At 57.0% G+C, this 20870-nt stretch carries 20 protein-coding genes; 15 read left to right on the forward strand and 5 right to left on the reverse strand.

Going from position 1 to position 20870, the window contains the following annotated elements; genetic code table 11:
- Positions 1-35 precede the first annotated feature (35 nt).
- From FPY71_RS13160 to FPY71_RS13170, 3 genes are read left to right on the forward strand one after another with little or no spacing between them, the layout of a single operon-like run.
- Positions 36-932, forward strand: coding sequence for a TackOD1 domain-containing metal-binding protein (locus FPY71_RS13160; protein WP_149300765.1), 897 nt, complete (start codon positions 36-38; stop codon positions 930-932).
- Positions 929-2209: a glycosyltransferase family 2 protein gene (locus FPY71_RS13165; RefSeq protein WP_149300766.1), complete on the forward strand. Its 1281-nt coding sequence runs from the start codon at positions 929-931 to the stop codon at positions 2207-2209. Before FPY71_RS13160 ends, FPY71_RS13165 begins: the two co-directional genes overlap by 4 nt.
- A 7-nt stretch (positions 2210-2216) precedes the next feature.
- Complete coding sequence (locus FPY71_RS13170; protein WP_188052340.1) at positions 2217-3281, forward strand: HlyD family secretion protein; 1065 nt, start codon at positions 2217-2219, stop codon at positions 3279-3281.
- A gap of 25 nt (positions 3282-3306) precedes the next feature.
- Here FPY71_RS13170 and FPY71_RS13175 read toward each other — a convergent pair whose 3' ends face one another.
- A complete protein-coding gene (locus FPY71_RS13175; protein ID WP_425457885.1) occupies positions 3307-4092 on the reverse strand; it encodes a phosphodiester glycosidase family protein in 786 nt (261 codons plus the stop codon).
- A 19-nt stretch (positions 4093-4111) separates the two neighbouring features.
- Positions 4112-4669, reverse strand: coding sequence for a MarR family winged helix-turn-helix transcriptional regulator (locus FPY71_RS13180; protein ID WP_149300768.1), 558 nt, complete (start codon positions 4667-4669; stop codon positions 4112-4114).
- 119 nt (positions 4670-4788) lie between these two features.
- Between FPY71_RS13180 and FPY71_RS13185 the strand changes: the two genes are divergently transcribed.
- Entirely contained in the window at positions 4789-5289 is a 501-nt protein-coding gene (locus FPY71_RS13185) for a flavin reductase family protein (protein ID WP_246160530.1), read from the forward strand.
- A gap of 114 nt (positions 5290-5403) precedes the next feature.
- Complete coding sequence (locus tag FPY71_RS13190; RefSeq protein WP_149300770.1) at positions 5404-6912, forward strand: 4-hydroxyphenylacetate 3-hydroxylase family protein; 1509 nt, start codon at positions 5404-5406, stop codon at positions 6910-6912.
- A 31-nt stretch (positions 6913-6943) separates the two neighbouring features.
- On the opposite strand, the gene FPY71_RS13195 is transcribed toward FPY71_RS13190, so the two are convergent.
- Complete coding sequence (locus tag FPY71_RS13195) at positions 6944-7678, reverse strand: GntR family transcriptional regulator (RefSeq protein ID WP_246160533.1); 735 nt, start codon at positions 7676-7678, stop codon at positions 6944-6946.
- Between the two features lie 181 nt (positions 7679-7859).
- On the opposite strand from FPY71_RS13195, the gene FPY71_RS13200 reads away from it, so the two are divergent.
- The 9 genes from FPY71_RS13200 (at position 7860) to FPY71_RS13240 (ending at position 17389) form a co-directional block, all read left to right on the forward strand.
- Positions 7860-8447, forward strand: coding sequence for an amino acid synthesis family protein (locus FPY71_RS13200; protein ID WP_149300771.1), 588 nt, complete (start codon positions 7860-7862; stop codon positions 8445-8447).
- Between the two features lie 23 nt (positions 8448-8470).
- Positions 8471-9667 (forward strand): amidohydrolase family protein, encoded by a 1197-nt coding sequence (locus FPY71_RS13205; RefSeq protein WP_149300772.1) that lies wholly within the window; start codon positions 8471-8473, stop codon positions 9665-9667.
- 46 nt (positions 9668-9713) lie between these two features.
- A complete protein-coding gene (locus FPY71_RS13210; RefSeq protein WP_149300773.1) occupies positions 9714-10394 on the forward strand; it encodes an EthD domain-containing protein in 681 nt (226 codons plus the stop codon).
- An 11-nt stretch (positions 10395-10405) separates the two neighbouring features.
- Positions 10406-11737: an amidase gene (locus tag FPY71_RS13215; RefSeq protein ID WP_188052341.1), complete on the forward strand. Its 1332-nt coding sequence runs from the start codon at positions 10406-10408 to the stop codon at positions 11735-11737.
- Positions 11724-12272 carry a TRAP transporter small permease gene (locus FPY71_RS13220; protein WP_210246293.1) on the forward strand — a complete coding sequence of 183 codons (549 nt, stop codon included), beginning with the start codon at positions 11724-11726 and terminating at the stop codon, positions 12270-12272. Before FPY71_RS13215 ends, FPY71_RS13220 begins: the two co-directional genes overlap by 14 nt.
- 1 nt (position 12273) lies before the next feature.
- On the forward strand, positions 12274-13536 hold the full coding sequence (locus tag FPY71_RS13225) for a TRAP transporter large permease (protein WP_149300776.1): 1263 nt from the start codon (positions 12274-12276) through the stop codon (positions 13534-13536).
- A 16-nt stretch (positions 13537-13552) separates the two neighbouring features.
- Complete coding sequence (locus tag FPY71_RS13230; protein ID WP_149300777.1) at positions 13553-14563, forward strand: TRAP transporter substrate-binding protein; 1011 nt, start codon at positions 13553-13555, stop codon at positions 14561-14563.
- Between the two features lie 157 nt (positions 14564-14720).
- Positions 14721-16160: an aldehyde dehydrogenase family protein gene (locus tag FPY71_RS13235; protein WP_149301102.1), complete on the forward strand. Its 1440-nt coding sequence runs from the start codon at positions 14721-14723 to the stop codon at positions 16158-16160.
- A 119-nt stretch (positions 16161-16279) separates the two neighbouring features.
- Positions 16280-17389: an NADH:flavin oxidoreductase/NADH oxidase gene (locus FPY71_RS13240; protein ID WP_149300778.1), complete on the forward strand. Its 1110-nt coding sequence runs from the start codon at positions 16280-16282 to the stop codon at positions 17387-17389.
- A 28-nt stretch (positions 17390-17417) separates the two neighbouring features.
- On the opposite strand, the gene FPY71_RS13245 is transcribed toward FPY71_RS13240, so the two are convergent.
- Together FPY71_RS13245 and FPY71_RS13250 are read right to left on the reverse strand one after the other, a co-directional pair.
- Positions 17418-17996, reverse strand: a complete 579-nt coding sequence (locus tag FPY71_RS13245) for a methyltransferase family protein (protein ID WP_149300779.1) — start codon at positions 17994-17996, stop codon at positions 17418-17420.
- A 5-nt stretch (positions 17997-18001) separates the two neighbouring features.
- Positions 18002-20281 (reverse strand): heavy metal translocating P-type ATPase, encoded by a 2280-nt coding sequence (locus FPY71_RS13250; protein WP_149300780.1) that lies wholly within the window; start codon positions 20279-20281, stop codon positions 18002-18004.
- Between the two features lie 92 nt (positions 20282-20373).
- Between FPY71_RS13250 and FPY71_RS13255 the strand changes: the two genes are divergently transcribed.
- On the forward strand, positions 20374-20802 hold the full coding sequence (locus tag FPY71_RS13255) for a MerR family transcriptional regulator (protein WP_149300781.1): 429 nt from the start codon (positions 20374-20376) through the stop codon (positions 20800-20802).
- The last annotated feature ends 68 nt before the right edge of the window (positions 20803-20870 follow it).

Consider the following 20870-nt stretch of genomic DNA (forward strand, 5'->3'; position numbering starts at 1 on the left):
GCCCTACCTTCTTCTGCCAAACGAGGGTTGTGTAGTTGAGTTCGATTGACATTGCAGTGCCGCTCCCATTGCGTAACTCTTTGCAGCTGGATGCCGCCTACGGCACAGATGCATCCAAAGTCACACTTGCCATTGTCGAACACTGGTCTGATCTCAATGGACTGGTGGATTCTGCATCCGCTTTGCATCACTCAATTCCTGTCATATCGCTTGATCAGTCGGATGCGGCTGATGTGGCAGTTGGCGCAGGGGAGGTCGCCTCGGCAATCGAAACACTGCGGCCGATAGCGCACCGCCTTTTGAAGGTTCCGGAACAGATACGATATTCGGAAGACCCGGCGCTGGGTCTGCTGCTCTACATCGCCGTCAGACATGGCGTCATGCAGCCGGAGTTCAGTTTTCGCCATCCGCAGATAGCGAATTTCAGGGAGCGGGCACGTTTTCCCAATCTTGATGAAGTGTGCACTGAACTTGTTTCCCGCGGGCATCTTCTTGCAAAATTCAGCGAGCGCCTGAACCATTGTCCGAATTGCCTGTCAGCGCGCATTCTTGTGCGGGATCAATGCCACCATTGTGCCAGCAGTCGCATTCGTGACCGGGCAGTCATTCACCACTATCAGTGCGCAACGCAAGCTCCGGAACAACAGTTTCAGAACGAGGATGGACAGTTGCGCTGTCCGAAATGTCGCCGGTTTCTCAACAATGTGTCCGTGGATTATGAAGTGTCCACCGAACTTTGTGAGTGTGAGGCCTGTGGTGAACTGTCCCAGCATCCCGATGTCGGCTTCCGCTGCACAGATTGTGGTCTGGCAGGTGTCGGTCAGGCGCTTTTGGAAAAAGACGTGGAATCATTCCTTGTAACAGCCGCGGGCATGGCACTTGTTTTCGGTTCTGAAGATGAGGCCGTTGGTGCTGTGAGTTCGCCGGAATGATGGATCTTGCGATGTTCAGCTGGGCCTATGCGAGTCAGCGAACCATTGTGGAGATGATCGGGCTCTTCTGGTTTTTGCTGGTGTTCGACATCCCTCGGTATTTCCTCGGATTTATATGCGTTTTCATCACCAGCAGCACAGAGCAAAAGAACCGCGATGATCGTGCCTGGACTGGAAAGGTCAGTGTTCTGATCGCGGGTTACAACGAAGCGGAAAGCGTTGAACGGTGCATTCGTTCGCTTCGAGGGCAGTCCTACCCCAATCTCGAGATCATCTGTGTTGATGATGGTTCACTGGATGGCATGTATTCCATACTGCATCGCCTGGAGACAGAAGGCGTTCTGGACAAAGCCATTCGCGTTAACGATCGCGGCGGCAAGTCGGCGGCGCTCAATCTTGCGTCCAGTGTAGCCAGTGGCGAGGTCTTTGTGGTCGTGGATTGTGACTGCACACTCGACCGCGATGCGGTTGCGCAATTGACGCGAGCTTTCGTTGATCCGGATGTCGGGGCAGTGTCCGGGGCAGTGCTTGTGCGCAATACAAGCCAAAGCATCATGTCTTCGCTACAGGCGATAGAGTATATTTTTTCCATCCATCTGGGCCGGGCGCTGGTTGATTATTTCGGGCTTGTAACCTGTGTTTCAGGCGCACTGGGTGCGTTTCGGCGCAATGCGTGGGCTGCGGCGGGGGGAATGGATGTCGGACCGGGTGAAGATCTGGACCTGACATTGAAATTGCGTCAGCGCGGTTTCAAAATCCGGTTCGCCAGCGATGCCCTATGCTGGACAACCGTGCCCGCGTCACTGAAGGGCTTTCTGCTGCAGCGCCGCCGATGGGAGCGCGATGCGGCTCGTCTGCGATTTCAAAAATTTGGTTTCACTTTCAACCCGTTCGACAGACGGTTCAGGCTGATTGAAGCGCTGCATCAGGTCGAGTTCCTGCTCTATTGCATCTTGGCAGCGGTGGTTTTCATTGCGTACGCAATCTGGCTTTCGATGAATGCCCCGCTGCTGCTGCCCATCGTGCTGATCATCACCACCCTGCTGATCATCCTGCTTGATGCGGTAACGCTGTTGCTGGCAGCCCATACTCTGAAACGCTACGAGTATCTCGGATTGCTTCCATTCATTCCGTTGTTTGCACCTTTCCAGTTTGTGGTCATGCGCAATGCGCGTTTGCTGGCGTATCTGGAAGAATTGCTGTTTGCCACCTCGCAGAATGACAATTTCGTACCGCTCAAGGTCCGCAAATGTCATCAGGCCCGAAATCAGAGGTAATACGCCGGTGATACGCAACAGAATACGCACGACAAACGGAAGTTCACTGGCGGTGGAGCAGGCTGGACGTCATGAAAGACCCCTGCAACGCAAGCGGAAATTGGGGCGGATCGTCTATCTGCTGCTGGTTATAGGCTTCCTCGCCTATCTTGTGGTGACACTGACAGGCCATCTCTTCATCCTCAAAGCCTCCGGCATTGTAACAAGCGATCGCTTCGTCGTTGGCGCTGCCTATACCGCGCGCGTGCTGGAGACTGACGTGGCCCCCGGCAGTCCGGTTCGTGAGGGAGATGTCATAGCCAGACTGGAATCAACCGAAGTCCTGACATCACTGGCGCAACTGGCCCAGAATACTGCGTTGATTGAAGAGCGGCGGCAGGCTGCCATTAACCGGCAGAAGGTGGTGGAGTCGCTGATCCCGATAGCCGAGCGCCGCTTTGAAGCTGCGCAGAACGGCGTGACGCGGCTCGACCGCAGCACTTCCGGCAACGCGATTTCCCAGACTTATATCAGTTCCGTACTGTCTGAAGCATTTGCTGCTGAGCGTGATCTGATGACGCTTCGCACCGAAGCAGGCTCGGTGCTTGAGCAACTGGCCGTCATAAATGACCACCTCGCCGAAGTGACAACGGCAATGTCCAATACCAAATCTGCCTATGCCGACGGTGTTGTCCGGGCTCCACATGATGGAACAGTCAGCGCGCATGTTGCATCGCCTGGGCAGGTTTTGACGGTAGGTGAGCCTGTGCTGGAATTGCTGAATGGCGAAACCTTTGTCCTAGCCTATCTGTCACGCGGGCGGGTTTACGATGTTGTGCCTGGAAATCACGTTATCATCACAGATGGCGTGCGCACTGTTGATGGCGTGGTGGACAGGGTGGACGTCGTTGCGGACAGTTTGCCGCCCGAGTTCCGCACGACATTCGGTATTCAGGAGCGCCAGCAAATCATGCGGGTGAAGCCGAACGAACCATTGTCGTTTCCATACTTGTCGCGAGTCACCGTTGCCTCGCCATGGTCGCTCACGCATTTGTCTGCGCGGCTGTTCGGACTGTTCGACGGCCGTTTTTAGCACAGCGCATTTCGCGGCACGCGCTTCACTCGACAACTCCCAACATCGGCCCGTAGCCGCCATACCATGAAAAATCGTTGCGGCGCAGGTCCGGCGAATAGAGACCCGTGCCGCGGCCGCCATCAAGAAACAGCGCATTGGGGCAGCCGAGTTCATCGCGAAACAGCCGCGCAAATTCATGAAAATTGACGCGGCCTGAACTGATGGCAAAGCGCACAAGACCAGTTCCGCATACGCCGACGCCGCTGCGGCGTGTCCTGTCCGTTGAGCCGGGAATCAACGCAGGGTGCAAGGCATTGTCAATGACCAGCATTGGCCCCGATTGCGTGGCGAAGCGTACCGCTGAGCGGGCGGCGAGGAATTCATCAGTGGGCAGAATGCCTGCGCCTGCCTCTCCAATAAAGAACACGCCATTTGGCTTTTTGTAAAAATTGGGAATTTGAGCTGGTCGACCTTCAACGCTGCTCACATCCGCAGGGCGTAGCTCCTTGCCATTTTCAACGTAAAGACCAAGCGGTGTGTAGTCCGGCTGATACATGCCGCCATTGATGGCGAACACCAGCTCCTGACCTTGAGTGCGCACTGCATCAGCAATGCGGGAGAATCTGCGATATGGATCGCCGGCATCATTTTTCCAGAACAAACGCAGGTCCGAAACAGCTGGGTCAACCGTGCAGACAACATAGCTGCTGCCCTCAAAACCTTGCTCTGTGCATTGGCGGGCCTGAGCGCCCGGCATGCAAGCAAGCAGGAAGAGGATAGCCAGGGCGGCAAGAGGCAAGTTGATGTTCAGAATTCTCCGTGCGGTCATGCTGCGCCTCCAATTGCGGTCACCTGTAATCGGTCTCAACATTGGAGAATTCATGTCGGGAGCTGATGAGGCGCAGCTCGGCCAAGGCACGCTCAGAGTTGCGCACCAGTTTTTCCGATACCGAGAGAAGGACTTTCAACTCCTCGCCATCAACATCCTGAAACAGAATGTCGTTGATGGTGCGCACAATCTTGATAACGTCTGATACTGCACTTTTTCCTGCCGCAGTGAGATTGATGAGCACACCGCGCCTGTCCACCGGGCTGGGCCGTTTGTTGAGCAGACCCTTGCGAACAAGCCTGCCAACCTCTGTTGTGGCATGGGTTGGAGCAAGACCAATATTGCCGGCAATGGCAGCAATGCCCACACCTTCCTCCCCCTGCATATAGGCCACGCTCATCAGCACCATGAACTGGGTGCCGGTCAGTCCCATTTCCCGCGCGAACCCTTCCCGGCAATCCGCAAGGCGCCCGGCCGCCTGTACGAAGCGGTAGATGGACTGGCGGAAGTGGTGATCCGTGTTGTTGCTCAACATGTCGGGCAGCGACACGGTGCGCGGGGGGAAGACGTCTGCCAAGGCAATCTCCAGATTTGAACCGACAAGGGCCAAACCTGTATAGCCCGAAAAAAAATCAAAATGCCACCACTTGACATGTACATAATGTACATATTGACTGTAGGTAAAAGGAGATGGCAATGGATGCACGTGAGCTTCGCAATCTATTTGGTCACTTTGCCACCGGCGTAGCGGTGGTGACCGCAAAATTGCCCGATGGCAACAAGGTCGGAGTGACGATCAGCTCTTTCAACTCCATTTCGCTGGAGCCTGAGCTGGTGATGTTCAGCTTGACCAACACATTGTTGAGTCTGCCGGCTTTTGAAAGCGCAGTGAGTTACGGCATCAATTTTCTTGCCGCTGACCAGCAGGAAGTTTCCCGCCGGTTTGCCGTAAAAGGCGAGGATAAATGGGCCGATACTGCCATGCGGCATGGTGAAAGTGGTGCGCCTCTCCTTGATGGAGCCTTGGCCCATATCGAGTGCAGCCTTCACCAGCGCGTCGAAGCCGGGGACCACGTGATTTTCATCTGCCGGGTGATCAGCTTTGCCACGCCGGGGGCGACCAAAGAGCCGCTCGTTTTCTTCAAAGGTCGATATTGCGGCATCGAGACTCCCGCACCGCTCTGCCAGTCCGCCTGACATCCGGAAGGTGTCAAACCTCCCGTCATAAGTCGAACACTCTGTTTCAACCCAATTTTTTCGAATTGCCTTAGCGCGGTTCCGGGAAAAGTTGCTCTCAGGAGAATATGCCACATGACCGCATCTGCACTCGCTGCCGTTTCCCGAAGCGGGCCCGCCACGGCTCCGCTTCGCACCGGGGCTGATTTTCTTGCCGATCTGCGCAACACCCCGCGCACCATCATTGTCGATGGAAGAACCGTTTCCGATCCGTCCAGCGATCCGGCGTTTCGCGAAGCGGCGCGCTCAATTGCCCGTCTGTATGATTTTGCCGCGGCTCCGGAGAACCTGGAGACAATGACATATCCATCGCCGGTGGATGGTCTGCCAGCTTTGCGCGCATATCAGATTCCTGAAACCCATGATGATCTTCGAGCCAAGCGAATTGCTGCCGAAAAATGGGCGGAGCTGACATTCGGCCTCATGGGCCGTTCTCCTGATCACGTAGCCGGTTTCTTCTGTGGTTTTGCCGCCAAGTCTTCGGTTTTTGCTGCTGGCGGCCAGCAATATGCAGACAATGTTGTGCGGTTTTACGAACATTTGCGGGCAACGCATGCCTATGTCGCCTATGCAATTGTGCCGCCTCAGATCGACCGCAGCAAACCTGCTCATCAACAGGCCGACCCGACGCTTTACGCAGGCGTGGTGAAGGAAACGACAGAAGGAATTTACATTTCCGGCGCCCAACAACTGGCGACGGGTGCGGTTTTTGCAGATTATATTCACCTGAGCTCCATACATCCGCTGCGCCCCGGCGATGAAAACTATGCACTCAGCCTTGCCGTGCCGGCCACGGCCAAGGGTGTCCGCCTCTATGTCCGCAAGCCTTTCAACCTTCAGGCAACCGATGCTGGCGAATATCCGCTGACAACGCGATTTGACGAAACCGACAGCATGGTTGTTTTCGACAATGTGTTTGTGCCTTGGGAGCATGTGTTCGCCTACAAGAATCTCGAAGTGACGTTCAATCAGTGGTGGAAAACCCCTGCGCATCTTTATGGAAATCTTCAGGCCCAGGCGCGCTACGCAACCAAGCTGCGTTTCTTGCTTGGAATTGCAAAACGCATGAATGAAATCACCGGCAATGATGCAACGCCGCCGGTTCAGGTCATGATGGGCGAACTGGCCGCTTACGCTTCAATTGTCGATGGGATGCTGAAATCGCAGGAAACAATGGCGACTTACGATGAAGAGGGCGTTCTCTGGCCTTCCAAAACGTCGCTTTATTCCGTCATGGCTCTGCAATCGGAAATCAACCCCAAGATGGTGGACATCGTCAGGGAGATGACAGGCGCAGGCATGCTGACGATCCCATCTTCATCCAAAGACTTCGATAATCCGGAAATTGCAGCCGAAATTGAGCGGTATTATGTGTCCGGAGTGACCAATGCCCAGGACAGAATTGCCCTGATGCGTCTGGCATGGGATTTCATCGGCTCGGAATTTGGTAACCGCCACCAGCAGTATGAGAAGTTCTATGGCGGCGCGTCGTTCCTGGTAAAAATGAATGTCTTCCGCTCATTCGACTTCAACCGTTCAGGCGCGCTTGTCGATAAGGCGCTGAATCTTCCGCCTGTCGAATAGTCAGGCAGCGCATCGGGTCCCGCAGAAGGTGTCAGTCGCCTTCTTGCGGGGCCGAGTTTGCGTAAACTTCAAAAGCTGCTTCTGCTGCACGTGTCACATGCATGACCGCCATGCCACGTGCAGCCTCCTCATCACCGTCGGCGATGGCATTGGCAATCCAGGATAGTTCTTCAGCAGAAGCCAAGGCTCGCCCGGCTCTCGACATCGACTTGCCGCGAAGGAAGCTGATTCTTGCGTGCAACCCTTCCAGAATTTCGGCAATGATCGGGTTATGCGCAATGCGCAAAACAATGTCGTAAAAAGCTTTGGTTGAGGAAATCTGTCGTGCGGCATCGCCACGGCGCGCAGCATCTTCAAATGCCTCAAGGGCAAGCCGGAGGTCAGATATGTCGGCGGGCTTGGCCATGCGCGCGGCCAGGGCTGCAATCTCGCCCTCAAGCAGCATTCTCGTTTTGTAAATCTGCTCTGCATGCTCCCAGGGCATCAATGGAATTACGGGCCCTTTGTTGGGAATGATGTCCACAAGCCGCTCTGCTTCCAGACGGCGCAAAGCCTCGCGAACAGAGGGGCGGCTGACATTCAGCATCTGACAGAGTTCGGCCTCGACCAGTCTGTCGCCTGGTTTGAAACGACCCTCGACAATCGCCTTTCGTAAGACCCGCACGGTCTCACTGAGTACGGTGTTTGGACTGATTTTGAGTTCCACTGCGTTGCCCCGGCTTTCGACATCACGCTGCGCCGCAGCGTTTCCGGTGATCTTGCGCACCTTTGAAATGCTTCTGACGCCATGTTCTGTCGCATTGAAGTGCGGTTGAAACGCAACCGCTCCAACGAAAAAATCTCTAGCACGCTTTTGTCTTTTTGTAAGACAAAACACGATTTTATGATTGACAGATTGTCAGACATTAACTTAGCGTTGCGCAACTTCATTCATGTGAGTTTTGGTTATGGATCTGAATATTCGTCGCGTTCTTTCTTTTGTGGATGACATTTATGAGGAAGGCGTCACCCGGGTCGCAACGCCGTTGCGCAAGGCTGCCATCATTTTTGTGATTGAGAACCCGATGGTCGGCACCAAGGGTGCGGATCTTTCAGAGATGATTGCTGTCAGCCCAAGCCTTGGCGAAAAAGTGGGCGAAAAGCTTCTGGCCGTCATGGGCGATTTCGACATTCAAAGCTATGGCAAAGGTGGGCTTGTTGGGCTGGGTGGCGAAGCAGAACATGCCAACGCTCTGCTGACCACAGCGTTTGCGAACCCGATCCGCAAGTTGATTGGCGGGGCAGATGCATGGATATCGTCCTACCAGAAGGTAGCCGGTCCAAATACGGTCATCGATATTCCGATGAACCATAAGGATGAGGTCTATGTCCGCTCACATTATGATGGCATGACCGTCAGCGTGCCGAACGGTCCGCTTCACGATGAGATTGCCATCATCTTCTGTGCCGCAAGCCGTGGGCGTCTGAATGCGCGCGTGGGCGGGATGACACATGACGAAGTGTCTGCACGCAAAAGCGCCGCCGCATCGGCATAAACATCGGCAAGCCGGGAGGGGACATGAAAACCGCAATCGTAAACATTGGCCGCATTTTGACGGGCGACATCGCAGCGCCAACCGTTGCAGGCGATGCAATTCTTCTGGATGCGGGGCTGATTTCCAGTGTTGGAACATTGAGCGCCAGCCAGGTTGAATCGGCCGATGTTGTTATTGATGCGGCAGGAACAATCGCTATTCCAGGGCTTATTGATTCCCATGTCCACATAACCTTCGGCGACTATACGCCCAGGCAGAAGACAGTCGGCTACCTGGAAAGCTACACGCATGGCGGCGTAACGTCTTCGGTTTCTGCTTCGGAAGTGCATGTTCCGGGGCGGCCTAAAGATCCGGCCGGCGTCAAGGCGTTGGCTGTTGCCGCGATGAAGTCGTTTCAAACATTCCGGCCCGGCGGCATGAAGGTGCATGCCGGTGCCGTTATTCTGGAACCGGGTCTGACCGCGCAGGATATGGTTGAACTGAAGGCTCTGGGCCTGCGCTATGCAAAAGCGGGTTTTGGCGCGTTTGAAACGCCGTTTGATTATGCGCCGATTGTCAAGGCGGCGCGTGATGCCGGGCTGATCACCATGGCTCATACCGGTGGATCATCCATACCCGGCTCGTCCGGCGTCTGGGCTGAACATATTCTGGCAATGAACCCGCATGTATCATTCCACGTCAATGGCGGACCGATTGCCATGCCGGAAGCCGGGTTCAGGCGGCTCGTGGATGAATCTGATGTTGCGCTGCAGATCTGCACGGCGGGCAACCTGCGAACGGCTCTGCTTGTCGCAGAAATGGCGCGCTCGTCGGACAAGCTGGACCGGCTGCTGGTGGCAACGGATACGCCAACCGGAAGCGGCATCATGCCGCTGGGAATTCTTTATACACTCAGTCACCTCTGTTCCCTGGGCGGACTTGATCCGGAACTGGCATTTGCCACCGCCTGCGGCAACAATGCCCGGGTGTTCGACCTGAATTCCGGCTTCATCGCTCCAGGTCGTGACGGTGATATTGTTCTGATAGACGCCTGTGCCGGCGGTTCTCAGGATGATGCGCTGAGCGCTCTGCGCAATGGCGATATTCCGGCAGTTTCAGCAGTGATAACCGATGCCGTGCCGCGTTTTGTTGGGCGCAGCCGCAATACGCCGGCCGGCATTCGCAAGGTTCGCACGGCTTCCAGCAAGATTGTCGAGCTTTTCGAGGGTGGCGCGCATTAGGCCTTTCTCACGGTTCAGTCGATAGAAATAGAAGAGGAATGGCAAAATGCCGATCGACGCAGTTCTTTTTTCAGAAATGACGCCGGCTCCGGATTGGGAGGAGCGCTTCAATTCCTGGTACGACACGCACCACATTCCCTTGCGCATGACGTCAGAGGGGTTCGTCGGGGCTCAACGTTACCGAAGCACGTCGGACAACGGCTATCTCGCAATTTACGATATGACCGGTGTTGATGCGCTTTCGACCCCGCAATATCAGGAAATCAAAGGAAATCCGTCCGAAGAAACGGCCTGGATGCTGAAATCCGTTTCGAACTTCACCCGATATATCGGCCATCTGATTGGCTGGCAGACGCGGGAGGAAGTTTCCGAGGAAGACCTTCTGAACTCCAGATACGCCTATGGGGTGCTGTTCAACGTGCCGGAAGACCGGCAGGCTGAATTCGATGACTGGTATGACACGGACCATGTGCCCTTGCTGCTGAAAAACGAGCATTGGCTGGGTTGCCGTCGCTACCGGATTGTTGATGGCGCACCCGACAAGGTTACGCATCTGGCCATCCACCACCTTGCCGATCTGGCAGCGCTTGAAAGCCCGGAACGCGCGGCCGCACGGCAGACCGAATGGCGCGACCGGCTTTCGCAGGAGCCATGGTTCAAGGGGCGCTATGTAACGTTCGAGCGCCATGGCGAGCGCTTCGACGGCATCGCTTCCAGCACAAAGTAACGGCGCGCACCATGAATGGTTTTTCTTCCTATTCTGCCCAGTCAAGCGCGTTCCAGACCGGGCGCAGCTCTCCCTCGCGTCTTCTGGAAGATGCGCTGGCATTGATTGCGAAAGAGGATGACAGGGTTGGCGCGTTTGTTGCGCTGAATGTTGACGGCGCAAGACGTGCGGCAGCGGAATCAACAAGCCGTTGGCTTGCCGGCAAACCTTTGTCTCCGCTCGACGGTGTTCTGGTCGGCGTTAAAGACATCATTGAAACCAGAGATATGCCAACGGGGCAGGGCTCACCCATGTGGGAAGGGTTTGCCACAAACCGTGATGCGGCCAGCGTGCAGGCTCTGCGTGAGGCGGGCGCTGTTATCCTCGGTAAAACGGCAACCACCGAATTTGCCTCTACCGAACTTTATGCAAAAACCACCAATCCGCATGACTCAAAAAGAACGCCGGGTGGATCAAGCAGTGGCTCAGCGGCTGCCGTTGGCGCGGGTTTTCTGCCGCTGGCCCTTGGCAGCCAGGTCGTCGGTTCAACGGTGCGGCCTGCAAGCTATTGCGGCTGCTTTGGCTACAAGCCAACCTTTGGTGCTCTCAACCGCAGCGGCTCCTATGATCATCTGAGCCAGAGCTGCGTCGGCATTCTGGGTGCGACGCTTGAAGATGTGTGGCTGTGCGCACGCGCCATTGCCTCGCGCGTCGGCGGAGATCCAGGTCATGCAGGGTTGTCTGGCCCCGATGAACTGCCTGCGGCCCAAGCGCCGCGCAAACTGGTGGTTCTGGAAACCGACGGGTGGCGCAAATCCACCTCTGGAGCACGCGAAGCGTTTGCGGCGGCGCGCGAGCGAATGTCGGGTCAGGGTATAGAGCTGGCAGATAGAAATTCCGATCCGAAGATTGATGCATTTGAAGGCCTGATTGCCGGAGCTCTTGATCTGACATGGATCATGATGGCGTGGGAATTCAGATGGCCGCTGGCAACGTATGAGCAGCGCGCTGCATCGCAGGTGAGCGCGGCAATGCTGGCGCGGTTGCGACAGGCAGAGGCGATGACGCAACGTGACTATGCCGACGCATTGGAGCGCCGGGTAAGAATACGGCAGGCTTTTGCCGACCTGATGACAAACTATGACGGCGCGGTGACTTTGGCGGCAACCGGCGCTGCACCGGCCAGTTTCGAAACAACGGGTCATCCTGGCTTCAACGTGCCAGCCTCATTGCTGGGCGTGCCAGCAGTTTCGCTGCCTGTTCTGGAAGATGAAGGCATGCCGCTGGGGCTGCAACTGATTGGCCGTGCCAATGGCGACGCAGAGCTGTTCGCGATGGCCCGCAGGATATGTGAGCAACGCTGATGGCACAGGCGCACAAGGACCAAAAGACATGCTGAAACTTGAAAAGCTGCTTGGGGTCTTTGTCGACCTTCTGGGCATCGTGCTGATTGCAGGCGTCCTTCTCAATTTCTCCAATGCTGTCATGCGCTACGGATTTGGCGCAAGCTTTGTCTGGGCCGAGGAAATCATGATCTTCGGTCTGATATTGATCGTCATGGCCGGCATCGTGGTGATCACCATACGGTACGATCATCTGCGGATTGACGCGATTTCTCCGATTTTGCCCGATTGGGTCAAAGCCGTCATACGCATCATGATAAGCCTGATCATATGCGGTGTGCTGGCCTACATCGCAGTGCAATCCCTCACCATCGTGCAGTTGATGATGCGTCTGGGGCAAACCAGTGTTGCTGCCCGCATTCCAATGTGGATTCCGCACAGCTTCCTGCTTGTTTCCTTCTCGCTTGCCGCAATGGCGGCGCTTTATCGGGCCGGGGTGGATCTGCGCCAGTTCCTGAGCAAACAAACCAACCCCGCAGAAGAGACGGTAAACTGAGATGATCTGGACGCTGGGCGCATTTCCTCTTTTTACGCTGTTGCTTGGGCTGCCGGTCTTTGTCGTTCTGCTGCTGGGTGTTCTGGCAACAATCGGCTTTGTCCTGCCGCTGCCGGCAACGATGGTGCACCAGAACATGTTTGGTGCAATTTCCAGCTACACCCTGCTTGCGGTGCCGTTTTTTCTGTTTGCCGGCGAGTTGATGGGCCGTGGCGGCATTTCCAGCCGCATCATTGAATGGGTGTTGGCGCTGGTGGGCAGAACGCCGGGCGCCGTAGGTCTGGTGGCAGTGGGAACCTGTGGGGTCTACGGCTCCATCTCCGGCTCAAGCCCGGCCACCGTTGCCTCCATCAGCCGGCAGATTTACCCGGATATGGTGCGCAGCGGCTACTCAAAGCAGTTTTCGATTGGCCTGATCAATTCGGGTGGTGCGATTTCTGTTGTGCTGCCGCCCAGCATCAATTTCCTGCTGTATGGCGCGGTCGCCGAACAATCCATTGTCCGGCTTTTCACTGCAGGCATTCTGCCTGGATTGCTGATGCTCGGCATTCTGGCGATAGCGGTGGTCGTTTATGCCATGCGAAAGGGCATTCGTGAGGGACAGGCATTCTCGCTTCCTCACCTTCTCAAAACAACACGGCGCGCAGTATGGGCGCTCCTGGCCCCGGTCATCGTGCTCGGCTCAATCTACGGAGGAGTTGCAACTCCAACGGAAGCAGGCGGCGTTGCCTGTGTGTACGCCATCCTTGTAACAACGCTGATCCACCGCGACCTGACATTTCGCGATGTTGTCCGGATCGCCGGCAGCTCTGCGCTGTTGACCGCACAGATCATGATCATCGTGGCTGCGGCCGGGGTCTTTTCATGGATCTTGACGATCAGCGGTTTTCAGAGTGCGCTTTCCAACTACGTGGCTGCGCTCGATGTTCAGCCCTGGATGATCATGCTGGCCATCAACGTGCTTCTGCTGATCCTGGGCTGCTTTATCGACCCGGCATCGGCAATCCTGACACTGACGCCGCTTCTGCTGCCCATCGCAATGCAGCTCGGCATTGATCCCATCCATTTCGGGGTGATCATGACCGTAAACCTGGCCATTGGCATGTATACGCCGCCTCTGGGCCTCAACCTCTTCGTGACGCAAGCGACGCTGAACGTCAGCACTCTCGATATTTTCCGCGGGGTCATGCCGTTCGTGTTCCTGCAGATCATTGCATTGATGATCGTCACCTACGTTCCCGCACTTTCTCTCGCTTTAATTTAATGGAAAGGCTCGACAGATGAAGCATTCAATCTTCTCCAAAGTGACCAGAAATTCTCTGACTGCGCTGGCTTTCACACTTGCCGGAGCCCTGCCGGTATCGGCTCTGGCCGCCGACTACACTTTGAAGCTCAGCATGCCGACCATCAACGACATGCAGTTCGAGTGGTCGCAAATGTTCAAGGAGGAGCTGGAAGCCGCGTCTGAAAACCGCATTGAGGTGCAGATATATCCTGCCAATCAGCTTGGGCCGATCGCGAGCGTGATCGAGGGTCTGCAGCTCGGCTCGATTGAAGCCACGATCACGCCGGCGGAATTTTATGTTGGGGTGGACAAGCGCTATCAGGCACCTGCTGTGCCCGGCCTTTTCACCAGCATGGAAGACGCGCGTGAAAAGCTGGATGCACCGGAAGCGCGCGACGCGCTGCTGGCGGTTGGCGTTGACAAGGGGCTGCGGGGCATTGCTGCCGTCGTCTACGGGCCGCAGGTTGTCATCTCACGCATGAAGACTGACAATATTGCGGGCCTTGCTGCCCAGAAAATCCGGGTTCTGTCATCCGAGACAGAAATCGGCACAATCAACTCGCTCGGTGCTTCTGCTGTGCCCATGCCGTTGAACGAGGTACCGGCAGCGCTTCAGCAGGGAGCGCTGGATGGAGCCAGCACGGTTCTGGATGTCTTCATTTCACTCAAGTCCTACGATGTTGCACCAACCGCTGTTCCAACTGAGCTTTGGTACACGATTTCGCTGGCCACGGTGAGCGACATCTGGTTTCAGAGCCTACCGGAAGACCTGCAGCAGGCAGTGCTGGCATCTGCACAAAGCGCCGAAGAGCGCATGTTTGCCCGCCAGCTTGAACGCCAGGCAACCAACAATGCGCTGTGGACCGAAAATGGCGGCGTGATTGTTGAACTGTCGGATGAGGAACAAGCCAAGGCGCAGGAGTCAGCGGCAGTGGTTGCGGAAACTTTTCTTAGCGCCAACCCCGATATTCGTGAGCTCTACGACCTGATCAAGGGTTCCAACTGATCAAGGACATTGAGGGTGCATCGGTCATCAACTGACCGGTGCACCCGAGCATTTCTTGCCGGAACGCTGACGTTTCAACGGCAAGGCGATGCGACGGGACAAGAGCGTTGGACATTGCATGCAACGCTCTATCTTTTTTCATTTTTCTGAGGGTGGCATGGTGCGCACGGACCAATTCTATATCGACGGGCAGTGGGTAGCGGCGGAAACGAGTGAGACTTTTCCGGTTGTGAATCCGGCAACGGAAAAAACCGTTGCGCAGTTGAGCATGGGAACGGCTGAGCATGTGGACCGTGCCGTTGCGGCTGCGCGCAAGGCGTTTCCGGAATTCTCACGTACAACGCGTGAAGAACGTCTGGCGCTGCTTGAACGGATTATTGCAGTCTACGAGTCCAGGGCCGAGGAATTGGCACATCTGGTGATGATTGAAATGGGTTCGCCTTTGTGGTTCGGCCGTGAGGTGCAGGTGCAAACTGCGCTCAATCATTTCAAACAGGCGCATAAAGTTCTGCAAGACTATGATTTCGGACATATGATGAGCGGCACACGCATTGTGCGCGAGCCTGTGGGCGTGTGCGGGTTCATCACTCCGTGGAACTGGCCGATCAACCAGGTCGCTGCCAAGTTTGCTTCCGCCTTTGCTGCTGGCTGCACAGTTGTGGTCAAGCCCAGTGAAATCGCGCCGCTCAGTCCTTTGCTGCTGGCGGAAATCATCCACGAGGCAGGTGTTCCAGCCGGCGTGTTCAATCTCATCAACGGCGACGGCCCAACGGTTGGCGATGCGATTTCACGCCATCCCGATATCGATATGGTGTCATTCACCGGTTCAACACGCGCCGGGGTACTGGTCGCCAAGGCTGCCGCGGATACGGTGAAGCGGGTGCATCAGGAACTGGGCGGCAAGTCAGCGAATATTCTTCTGCCGGGAACGGACCTGCAAAAGACGGTTCCCGCCAGTGTTCTGCGCAGCTTCACCAATTCCGGCCAGTCCTGCCAAGCACCGACGCGGCTGCTCGTACACAGAAGCGAGGCAGGCAAAGTGTACGAGATAGCGCATGCAACGGCGCAAAGCGTGACAGTCGGTGATCCGGAGGCTTCAGACTCGCGCCTGGGTCCGCTGGCCAGTGAACTTCAGTTCGAGCGTGTGCAGGCGATGATTCAGACCGGGCTGGATGAAGGCGCAAGATTGCTGGCAGGTGGTCCCGGCCGTCCGGAGCATCTGGCCACTGGCTGGTATGCGCGACCCAGCATTTTTGTGGATGTGCAGCCGCAAATGACGATTGCGCAGCAGGAAATCTTTGGTCCTGTGCTCAGCATTCTGGTTTATGACACTGTGGACGAGGCGGTGAAAATTGCCAATGACAGCGTTTATGGTCTCGCGGGCTATGTCAGCGCGCCATCGCTGGACGAAGCAAAAGCGGTGGGCATGCGTCTGCGCGCCGGCCGCATCTATCTCAATGGCGCCCCGCACAGTGGTGCTCAGGATGTCGAAGCGCCGTTTGGCGGCTACAAGCAGTCTGGAAACGGGCGGGAAGCGGGCCTTTACGGGCTGGAGGATTTCCTCGAGATCAAGGCAATGATCGGCTATGCGGCCTGAAGCAGGCCCCAGAAGCCCTTGAACCGTCCATCGGCAGCCGCCGCTTGCTGGTTGCAATTTCAAACTCAAAACCGTTACACGTCTTGTGTGAAATTGTGTCATCAAGGGCCGAAGTCATCATGAGCCAGACCAAGCTGTTTTCTCCCATCAATGTCGGCGGTGTGAATCTGAAGAACCGCATCGTCATTGCACCTATGTGCCAGTATTCAGCGGAAGATGGGAAAACCACTGACTGGCATCTTATGCATCTGGGCAATCTGGCATTGTCTGGCGCGGGCCTTTTGACGATAGAGGCAACGGCCGTCAGCCCGGAAGGCCGCATCAGCTATGCTGACGTTGGCCTTTATTCCGATGAATGCGAGGCCGCAATGGAGCGCACACTTGCCGGTGTGCGCCGCTGGTCAGACACGCCGATTGCCATCCAGCTCGCGCATGCGGGGCGCAAGGCCTCGTCAAACCTGCCATGGAAGGGCGGTCGCCTGCTTCCTCCGCAGGACCCTGATGGCTGGCAGACGATTGCGCCTTCCGCCGTGCCCTTTGTAGAGGGAGACAATGCGCCGGTTGCAATGGACAGGACGGCGCTGAACACCATTCGGGATGCGTTTGCACAGGCCGCGCACCGTGCCGGGCGCCTTGGGTTGGATGCCGTGCAGATTCATTCGGCACATGGCTATCTCCTGCATCAGTTTCTGTCACCACTTTCCAATCTGCGCGAGGATGAGTATGGCGGTTCGCTGGAAAACCGCATGCGCTTTCCCCTGGAAGTGTTTGACGCTGTGCGCGCTGCCTTTCCGGCTGACCGGCCGGTTTCTGCCCGGGTTTCGGGAACGGATTGGGTGGAAGACGGCTGGGATGTTGAAGACACCATTGCCTATTCACAGGCGCTGGTGGCCAGGGGTTGCGCCGCCATCCATGTTTCCGGCGGCGGTCTGCATATTGCGCAGGAAATCCCGATCGGGCCGAGCTATCAGGTACCGCTGGCAAGAGCGGTCAAGGCAAATGTGAATGTGCCGGTGGTGGCCGTGGGCCTGATCACCGGATTTGATCAGGCCGAGGCGATCCTGACCTCTGGAGATGCCGATCTTGTCGCCATAGCGCGCGCCGCCCTCTATGATCCGCGTTGGCCATGGCACGCAGCGGCGCATTTTGGCGAAAGCATAGAGGTTGCTCCGCAATATCTGCGCTGCCAGCCGCGACAGTACCGCAACCTGTTCGTTCAGAAAGACTGACCCACAAGCCCGGGACTTTTCGCTTAGCTCAAGACGGGCTTCTGGTTCGGCCGATCCAGCGGGGAACAGCCTGAAGGTAGCGTGCATAGCTTTGGCCATGCACGCCCAGCAGCACAGCCTCCTCGCTTCGGATTTGCGCATTGGCAGACAGGATGAACAACACCAGGGCAAGGCCTGTCATCACCCCGGGTAGCGCAAGCGCAACACCAGCAAGCAGCAGGGCCTGGCCAACAAAAGTCGGGTTGCGGGAAAAGGCGAAGAGACCTGATGTGACCAGATCGCCGGTTTCGCCTTCCACAACGCCGACGCGCCAGGACGCTGCCATGCCCAACTGGGCCACCAGCGCAAGCATGGCTCCGCTACAGGCAAGAACTGAGCCTGTTACGGAAAGGAAGCGCCAGTCTGCATTGCTCCAGCCGACAGGTCCAAGCAAAGCAAGAACAAAGGCCAACCGAAAGCCAATGGCGGCAAGGCGGTCACGTCCCTTTGCGGTACCGAACAGCCAGACGCGCTGCCCCAGTTTGGCAAGGCGGAATGTGCCCGTAAAAAACAGCATGAGGTAGAGGGTGAGGGCCGCGAATGCGACCCAGCCAGTTACAGGGATCATGCGCGTCAACCCTCTTCTGTCGGATTGTAACGCAGGAGACGCAGGGCGTTCAGCGTAACCAGAACCGTTGCCCCGGTATCGGCGAGAATGGCAATCCACAGGCCGGTAATTCCCAGAACCGACGTCACCAGAAACACCGCCTTCAGCCCAAGCGCTATGGTAACATTCTGGTGGATATTGCCCATGGCTGTGCGTGCCAGTCGGATGAGGGCAGGCACATCTGTCACACGGTCGCGCAATATCGCGGCGTCAGCAGTTTCCAGCGCCACATCGGTGCCCGATCCCATGGCAACGCCCACTCCTGCCTGTTTCAATGCCGGCGCATCATTAATTCCATCACCGATCATCATGACGCCGCCTTGGGCGCCAAGCTCGCGGATGACCGTAAGCTTGTCTTCCGGCAGCATCTCTGCGCGGTATTCCATGCCAAGCTGGATGGCAATGGCCGCGGCGGTGCGCGGGTTGTCGCCGGTCAGAATAATGGGGGCAATGCCCAATGCTTTCAGCTGCCGCATGGCATCGGCCGCATCGGCGCGTGGCTCGTCCCGCAGAGCAATAAGGCCCAGTGGCTGATCTTCACGATACACCGCCACCACGGTTTTGCCTTCCGATTCAAGCTCGGTTGCGCGGCGCATATGCTCCTGCGCAATCCCCCCGGTTTCCAATGCATGCCGGGGAGAGGACACCCAGGCTCTGGATCCGCCCACAATGGCCTCCACGCCCTTGCCTGCGATGGCGCGGGCATCAATTGCGGGCAACGCCGCAACTCCAGCACGTTCCGCCCTGCGCAACACTGCCTGTGCCAGCGGGTGGCTTGATCCGGCTTCCACTCCGGCAGCTATGGCCAGAAGGTCGCTTTCGGTTACACCCCTCGCCGCAACAATATCGGTTACCGCTGGTTTGCCATGGGTCAAGGTGCCGGTCTTGTCAAAGCCGATGCGGCTGACATGGGCAGCGGATTCAACGACCGCGCCGCCTTTCAGCAATAGGCCTTTCTTCGCACCGGAGGACAAGGCCGATGCAATGGATGCTGGAACCGATATGACCAGCGCACATGGGCAGCCAATCAGCAGCAGAGCAAGTCCGCGGTATATCCATGTGTCCCAGTCAGCGCCAGTGGCCAGCGGCGGCACCAGAACCACCAGTGCAGCCACCGCAACGATGGCGGGCATGTACCAGCGCGAAAAGCGGTCGATAAACCGCTCCGTTGGCGCGCGGGCGTCCTCGGCTTCCTCCACCAGTTTGATAATGCGCGAAATCGTGTTGTCCGCTGCGGCTTTGGTGACGGTGATCCGCAGCACCGCCTCGGTGTTGATGGATCCGGCAAACACTGCTTCACCGGGGCCACGCGTCACCGGCACGCTTTCGCCGGTGACCGGGCTTTCGTCGATGCCCGATGTCCCTTCGGCAATTTCTCCATCCGCTGGAATGCGGTCGCCGGGGCGCACCAGAACGCGCTGGCCGACTGCCAGTTTTTCCGCAGAAACCTCAAGCGTTCTGCCATCCACCTCCAGCAAGGCGGTTTTGGGCACCAGATTGGCCAGCGCGCGAATGCCATCCCGTGCCTTGCCAGCGGCTACGCCTTCCAGAACTTCGCCAACGGCAAACAGGAAAACAACCAACGCTGCTTCTTCCGCGGCGCCGATGAACAGCGCGCCGACCGCGGCAATGGTCATCAGGCTTTCAATGGTGAAGGGCTGGTCAAGGCGCAGCGCCTCGAACGCCCGTTTGGCAACCGGTGCCACCCCGATCACACAAGCCGTGGCAAAGGCCCAATATCCCCACTGCGCTGTGGTCAACAGTTCGAAAATCCAGGCCATTGCCAGAAGTGCGCCGGTGAAGATGACCAGCCGGCCCTTATTGGTCTGATACCATGCTTTGCCGCGATCGGCCGGGTCGTCGTGCACATGACCGGGGCTTCCATGCCCGGCCTCCATTTTCGCGGTCAACGGGGCATCTGCGTGATCAGAATGGTCGTGGTCATTGTGGTCATGTTCGTGCCCGTTGCAGGCAGGGCCGTGAACGTGGCGTACAGGTTCTGCTGGCGCACGGGCGGCAATGCCTGCTCGCGGCGCGATCTGATAGCCAAGGCGTCGGACGATATCCTCAATCTGATCCGGCGCAGTGCTTTGCGGGGCAAGATTGAGTGACAGCCGCTCGCTCATCAGCGCAACCTTGACGTCGCTGACGCCGGGCAGCCGTTCCACAGCTCTGGTCACTTTAACTGTGCAGGCGGCGCAATCCATTCCTGCAACTGTCCATTCCCGCCTTGTGGCGTCACTCATTGCCAGTCTCCCGCCCGGAACCACCCGGATTGCTTGCATTCCTTGATTCGGAGTTTTAATCTCTCTAGTAACTAGAGGATCAAGAGGTATTTATGCTGAGCATCGGAAAACTGAGCGAAGCCGCCGGTGTGAAGGTGCCGACGATCCGCTATTACGAGCAGATTGGGCTTCTGCCCGAGGCCGAGCGCAGCACAGGCAACCAGCGGCTATATGGCAAGGCAGCGCAGGAGCGGCTGGCTTTCATACGCCATTCGCGAGATCTGGGCTTCACTTTGGATGCAATACGCGAATTGCTGAGCCTGTCCGATAAGCCGGAACAGTCCTGTGCGGCTGCCGATGATATTGCAAGGCGGCAGTTGCACAGCGTGAAATTGCGCATTGCGCGTCTGGTCGCATTGCAAAGCGAGCTCGAGCGAATGGTGGTGCAGTGCGGCCATGGCAAGGTTTCTGACTGCAGGGTGATTGAGGTCTTAAGCAACCACGCGCACTGTTCCCACGACCATATGTCTGTGGCGGACTGATAGCGACTTTGCAGGGCTTCACACGCCTTTCTTTCCCGCTATACTGATTTTTGGTGGCACCGGCTGGA

This window comes from Aureimonas fodinaquatilis (genome assembly GCF_008369445.1).
Taxonomy (GTDB): domain Bacteria; phylum Pseudomonadota; class Alphaproteobacteria; order Rhizobiales; family Rhizobiaceae; genus Aureimonas; species Aureimonas fodinaquatilis.

Excerpts from the sequence above, each read along its gene's own strand:
- FPY71_RS13165 (WP_149300766.1), top strand. The coding sequence starts at position 929 with ATGATGGATCTTGCGATGTTCAGCTGGGCCTATGCGAGTCAGCGAACC.
- FPY71_RS13175 (WP_425457885.1), bottom strand. The coding sequence starts at position 4,092 with ATGACCGCACGGAGAATTCTGAACATCAACTTGCCTCTTGCCGCCCTG.
- FPY71_RS13185 (WP_246160530.1), top strand. The coding sequence starts at position 4,789 with ATGGATGCACGTGAGCTTCGCAATCTATTTGGTCACTTTGCCACCGGC.
- FPY71_RS13190 (WP_149300770.1), top strand. The coding sequence starts at position 5,404 with ATGACCGCATCTGCACTCGCTGCCGTTTCCCGAAGCGGGCCCGCCACG.
- FPY71_RS13200 (WP_149300771.1), top strand. The coding sequence starts at position 7,860 with ATGGATCTGAATATTCGTCGCGTTCTTTCTTTTGTGGATGACATTTAT.
- FPY71_RS13205 (WP_149300772.1), top strand. The coding sequence starts at position 8,471 with ATGAAAACCGCAATCGTAAACATTGGCCGCATTTTGACGGGCGACATC.
- FPY71_RS13210 (WP_149300773.1), top strand. The coding sequence starts at position 9,714 with ATGCCGATCGACGCAGTTCTTTTTTCAGAAATGACGCCGGCTCCGGAT.
- FPY71_RS13215 (WP_188052341.1), top strand. The coding sequence starts at position 10,406 with ATGAATGGTTTTTCTTCCTATTCTGCCCAGTCAAGCGCGTTCCAGACC.
- FPY71_RS13225 (WP_149300776.1), top strand. The coding sequence starts at position 12,274 with ATGATCTGGACGCTGGGCGCATTTCCTCTTTTTACGCTGTTGCTTGGG.
- FPY71_RS13230 (WP_149300777.1), top strand. The coding sequence starts at position 13,553 with ATGAAGCATTCAATCTTCTCCAAAGTGACCAGAAATTCTCTGACTGCG.
- FPY71_RS13235 (WP_149301102.1), top strand. The coding sequence starts at position 14,721 with ATGGTGCGCACGGACCAATTCTATATCGACGGGCAGTGGGTAGCGGCG.
- FPY71_RS13240 (WP_149300778.1), top strand. The coding sequence starts at position 16,280 with ATGAGCCAGACCAAGCTGTTTTCTCCCATCAATGTCGGCGGTGTGAAT.
- FPY71_RS13245 (WP_149300779.1), bottom strand. The coding sequence starts at position 17,996 with ATGATCCCTGTAACTGGCTGGGTCGCATTCGCGGCCCTCACCCTCTAC.
- FPY71_RS13250 (WP_149300780.1), bottom strand. The coding sequence starts at position 20,281 with ATGAGTGACGCCACAAGGCGGGAATGGACAGTTGCAGGAATGGATTGC.
- FPY71_RS13255 (WP_149300781.1), top strand. The coding sequence starts at position 20,374 with ATGCTGAGCATCGGAAAACTGAGCGAAGCCGCCGGTGTGAAGGTGCCG.